General features: G+C 36.2%; 2 protein-coding genes. Both read left to right on the top strand.

From position 1 onward, the window contains the following. Nucleotides 1-41 precede the first annotated feature (41 nt). Complete coding sequence (srtB, locus tag ACW2QF_RS10355) at nt 42-797, top strand: class B sortase (RefSeq protein WP_455715928.1); 756 nt, start codon at nt 42-44, stop codon at nt 795-797. A gap of 44 nt (nt 798-841) precedes the next feature. After that, nucleotides 842-5,662 carry a SpaA isopeptide-forming pilin-related protein gene (locus tag ACW2QF_RS10350; protein ID WP_455715927.1) on the top strand — a complete coding sequence of 1,607 codons (4,821 nt, stop codon included), beginning with the start codon at nt 842-844 and terminating at the stop codon, nt 5,660-5,662. Nucleotides 5,663-5,751: the final 89 nt, after the last annotated feature.

Raw genomic sequence — 5,751 nt, 5'->3', positions numbered from 1 at the left:
TAATTTTGTAAGGAAATATCCAAAACGGCAAGGGGGAAAACGTGATACTGACTAAAAAGAAATATTTGGTTCTGTTGTTTTTGTGTCTTACCATTGCTGTGATTTGCTCCTATGGGCTTTGGCATGAAATGAATCAAGTAAAGAAGGCACAAGACTTTTACCAAGATATTAGCACCAAAGTAGATTCAATGTCACAGAATAAGGAAAATACATACGACAATTCTAACAAAAATATGACGCAAAAGAATGAATGGCTTATGGAAATGAAGGAGGAATATCCGAACTTGGTTGGTTGGATTCGATGTGATGGAATTCAGATAGATTATCCAATCATGCAGGCAGATGACAATAGTTATTATCTCAATCATCTTCCAGATGGGACCACTAATAAACTAGGCTCTATTTTTCTAGATCAAAGTGATAATGGGAATTTTACTTCAGAGGTTTCTGTTATATACGGACATATGATGAAAAGCGGTGAAATGTTTGGAACACTTAAGAATTATCGCAAACAGGAATACTATGATAAGCATTCAGAAATGAAGATTTACACAATGGATGGAGAAAAAAACATTAAATTACTGGCAGCGTATCTCGTGGATGGCTCATCGAATCCTTTTCCAGAGGAGTTTGATACATCAGAGGCATTCTATGATTATATGAAAGAGATACAGAGTAAATCTTTCTTTGATAGCGAAGATAATGTAACATTCGGTGATAAGCTTATCATATTGTCAACTTGTGCATATGACTTTGACCAAGCACGTTTAGCGATTGTAGGGTATGTAACACCTTAATAAATTATCAAAAAATCAAATTAACGAAAGGAAATGGGATAAGTGTGAATAAAGTGCGCATAACACAGAAAATGAAAAGAGTTATCTCGTTTTTATTAGTTTTATTAATGGTAATTAATAGTGCTACAGTTTTTGCCGATAATGCAGAAGAAACGAAAGAAGGTTCAGAGGCAACCGGTCAACTACTAAAAGATGATCAACCTTTAGCTGCAGAGGATTCTGTATCTGTTAATGACACTTTGACATGGCAAGTATCTATTGATAAAAACGAGCTAGTTAATGGAATTGTAATTAAACTTCCAGAAGGAGTCCTTCCGGATATTACTTCTGGAGATTTGGACGGATTAACAGCTACAGTGGACGGTAATAAGATTACAGTTACATCAAAAACTGATGATGAAGAATCAAATGGTGAGGAAGATGTAAAAGCAACAGGTCTATCCGTTACTACAAGTGGTACGCAAACATTGGACATTCCTGTTGGAATTGATAAAGCGAGTGTGAGTGATGGTAAAATCAACATTGCGGGAATAGATCTTAATGTTAAAGCTATGGCAAATACAAGCACTACGGCTGCTCCAGACTCAATCGAACTTTTAAAGAAAAAGAAGTCTGTTGAAACAGTTATCACAAATGGTTCTAAAGTTAGCTTATACGATAAATTTATTTTACGTATGAAGTGGAATAGTCTTAAAAATATAAAAGCCGGAGATTCGTATCAAGTTGAAATACCAGAGCAGTTTGCTGCTCCAACAGCAGATGGATCTGAAAAGATACTGGCACAGAAAGTTCCAGAGAGTTTCCCTAACGTACCTTTTGCAACTGTATCATGGAAAGCAGGAGATAAAACATTACATATTGAATTTATGGATATGGGTAATTATTCAGTAGGTGGAAAGAATTATGATGCTCTTTCCTTGCTTGAAGATGCTTTCATAGATTACGAATGTAAGTTCAATGAAGATTTGAATGTAAATGAACAAGGAAAAATCACAATCGATTTACTTGGTGATAGTGTGGTAATAACTGTTAACCAACAGATGCCAAAAGCACCTCAATTAGATAAAGCAGTTGGTGAATGGAATGATCAAGGGGAGGTAGAGTGGACAGTTACTTATACAAACGCAGAAGGTGCTTATACTGGAGATATTCCTACGCAGCTGTCAGATAAACTTCCAGATGGTATGGTTTATGTGGAGGATAGCGCCAATGTTAAAGTCGGCGGTGTGGACAAAACGAGTTGGGCTAATATTGAGGATAACAAGTTAATCTGCGATTTGACGGAGCTCCAAGAAGGAGAAACACTTACATTTACATATAGGAGTAAATTGATAGAAGAAGAGCTCACGAGCATATGGACGGCTCCTGATAGCAACAGAAGTTATACGAATACTGTTGTTCCCAAAGCTGGTAGTATGAACGCGAAAGATGTAGAAGGAAATAAAACGTCCACTATATCTACAGATAGTTGGGATGGAAAGAACCTGTTAAAGAAAGAGTCAGAGGTTGTAGCCCCTACTGATTTAGACAGTGATTGGAAGATTAACTGGACAGTAATGGTTCAGTCAGTCGGCCGTAGTTTTAATAAACTTATTCTAACGGATTTAATGGGAGAAGGATTAATACTTGATGAGGAAAGCATCAAAGTGGTTGATGCTTCTGAAGCGCCGGTATCTGTTGAAAAACCGACTATATCTGATGTGAATGGCAAAACCCAAATGACGTTAAAACTAGTTGATGGAGGAGTGCCTAATACCTCAGAGAAAACATATACAGTTACCTATACAACAACTGTGAAACAGGAGTATTTCAATCAAACCTCAAATCTTACTGATAACAGTGTTAAAAACTATGCGAAGATACAATTTGAGTGGCCGGAAGACAGTGGAACAACTCGTGGAACTTTCTCTTCTCCTGTGGTATCAAGAAAACCAGATATTAGCAATACAATGATCACAAAATCTGGCGGAAGTTATAACAGAGCAGAGCATTATATTCCATGGACAATTACTGTAAATCAAAATAAAGTAAATCTAACAAAGGTTGAATTAGTAGATGATTTGTCTTCTATGGTACCAGAGCATTACTTTACTTTAGATGAAAGTACTGAAGCTGTAGAAGCTATGAAAGTTACAATTACAGATGCGGTAAAAAAGGGATTAAGTGATACAGGCGTAAGTAAAGCTGTTCAAGATAGTGTAGTAGTAGAATTAGTAGCGAATAAACTTACAATCAAGATAGATAATCTAGGTAAAAATAGTTTTAGTTTTAAAATAAAAACCTATACACGTGATGCAAGTTTCTATGCAGGAAACGACGATAAGATATTTAAAAATACAATTACTATGGTAAAAGAGGGTACTATAGTAGATAGTAAACCTATTACAGTAGATATCTCTTCTACGGAATCCGTTATGGGCACAAGTACAGTTTTGACAAAGGAACATGTATCATATGACCCAACTAGTAAAAAGTTAACATGGAGATTGACGGTTAATGCGAATGAAACTAATTTGGGTGATGTTATAATTAGTGATAAGCTCGAAGAAGGTTTGTCATGTAACCTTGATGATGTAAAATTAAATGGTGGAAGTTTTACTGGAAATAATACATTTACAGTAGATGAAACGACGAATACGATTCATATCAACCTAGACAAGGTAACTAAGAAGAAAGTGATTACGTATACTACGACTGTAGATGTGGACAGTAAGGATTTCTATATCAATGACAAGGTGGATTATACAAACACTGCAAAGATGACAAGCCAAACTAATAGTAATGAAGTTGAGAGTACTACATCCTTATCCTTATCCAATGATTTATTGAGTAAGACAGCTGTTAAGAATCTTATGAACTTAACTGCAGAGTATACGGTAAAGTTAAATCCGCTTGGTATGGATCTTATGAAAGGATTATCATCTGATCAAAAAATGAAGTTAGTAGATACTTTGCCTGATGGATTGTACTTGGATTTGGATAGTGTCAAGTTGTATGAAGCTGGTACATTGGATGTGAATAAATCATCTGGCGTATATACAGTGGAAATGACACCAGAAAGTAAACCTGTTGGTACTGATATTTCTTACGACACCACAACACGTACTCTAACAGTAGATATTCCTGATGCAACGAAAGGATATATTCTAACTTATAGAACCTATATTGTACGTACTGGTATTGAATTAACAAACGATATCCGTTTGGAAGGAAGTGTACTTCCAGCAACTAGTCCTCTTAAAGATGCGGACGATACTATAAAAGTTGATGCCAATGGTAATGCAAAATTTGTGCTACCGAAATCAAAATTTGTTTCCGTCCAGATTAAAAAAGTGGATGAGAGTGGCAGGAAATTAAAAGGAGCAGTTTTCGGACTTTATAAAAACAAAACAGATACGACTCCGTTAGTAACTGCTACCTGTGATAGTCCAACAGGAATCTGTATACTTGCTGTCCCTAAAAGCTTAGTAAAAGATGTAGAAACATTATATTGGAAAGAGCTACAAGCTCCGGAAGGTTATGCAGCTAGTTATAGGTGGCATGAATTAGATGTCACGAATTATGACGAAGAGAATATCATCTATGCGTTTAACGTTCTAAGTGGTGAGGAAACCAGTGCACAAATTAAGTTGAAAAAGACTGACTCAAAAGATTCTTCTAAGGGATTAGCAGGTGCTATATTCGCACTTTATGAAGATGAAGAATGTCTGACACCAGCAATGAAGATAGGAACTAGTGATAGTAACGGTATTGTTACATTTATTGGACTCTACCCAGGAGAAAAGTATTATATAAAGGAAATAGGGGCGCCAGCGGGTTATATTGGCTCAGATAAAATCATTGCAATAACGGCAAAAAGAACATGGGTAAACTCAGATATAATTCCAGTTGCGAATGAGAAAGCAGACGTAACGTTGACTGTTGTGAAGGTGGATGCTCTTAAGTCAACAAGCAAACTTTCAAATGCAGAATTCCAACTTTATTATGATAAAGACTGTACTCTAAAAAGAGGAGAGCCACAGACAACAGGTAAGGATGGCACTCTAAGCTTTATTGGATTATATCCTAACCATACATATTATCTGAAAGAGACTACAGCTCCAGAAGGATATGAATTGGCCACAGATGTTTACACAATTATTACAGGCAAAAATGGAGAAGTAATTACAAAAGAGATTAGTAATGATCGTATTCCTGGCTATGAGAAAGGTTCTATCGAAATTACTAAGACAAATGAAGATAAGACGAAGGTTTTATCTGGAGCTAGTTTTGCCTTGTATGCCGATGATAAGACAACGCTTATAGAAGAGCTAAGTACTGATAAGAGTGGAATTGTTAGTTTTACATGGCTTGACAAAGGAACTTACTATGTGAAAGAAATGGTAGCTCCTGAAGGATATGTACTTTCTAAGGATTGGATAGAGGTGACGCTTACAGGAACTGAGACTATATCTCTTACAGTAACCAATGAAGAGATTATAGAAGAGCCGGTAAATCCACCAAGTGAACCAGAAGAGCCTAGTGAGCCTCAAGAACCTACGAAACCAGTAAAACCAGTAAAACCAGAAAAACCAGTAGAACCGCAAGAACCGCAAGAACCTCAAAATCCAGAAAATCCAGTAAAACCGGAAGAACCTCAGAATCCAGAAACACCAGATAAACCGGATGTTTTTAATCCAGAGGATAATGGAGATGATGGTACCCAACCAAAAGATAACGATAAAAAGACAAATGGATCTCTTCCAAAGACAGGTGTTACTACGCATTTTGCATTGTGGTTAACCGGAATTGCTATTTCTTTACTTGCAGCAATTGCATTAGTAGTGATTTGGAGACGTCAGAATAAGCGTAGGGATTCGAAGTAAATCGTATTAAAGAAAGATAAGTTCGTATTAATTGGAACTGGGTTGTTCCATACTAGTTAATTATATAAGATAATCAAAAGAGTTATAGA

Source organism: Anaerosporobacter sp. (genome assembly GCF_965301125.1).
This window is presented reverse-complemented; position numbering and strand designations above follow the sequence as displayed.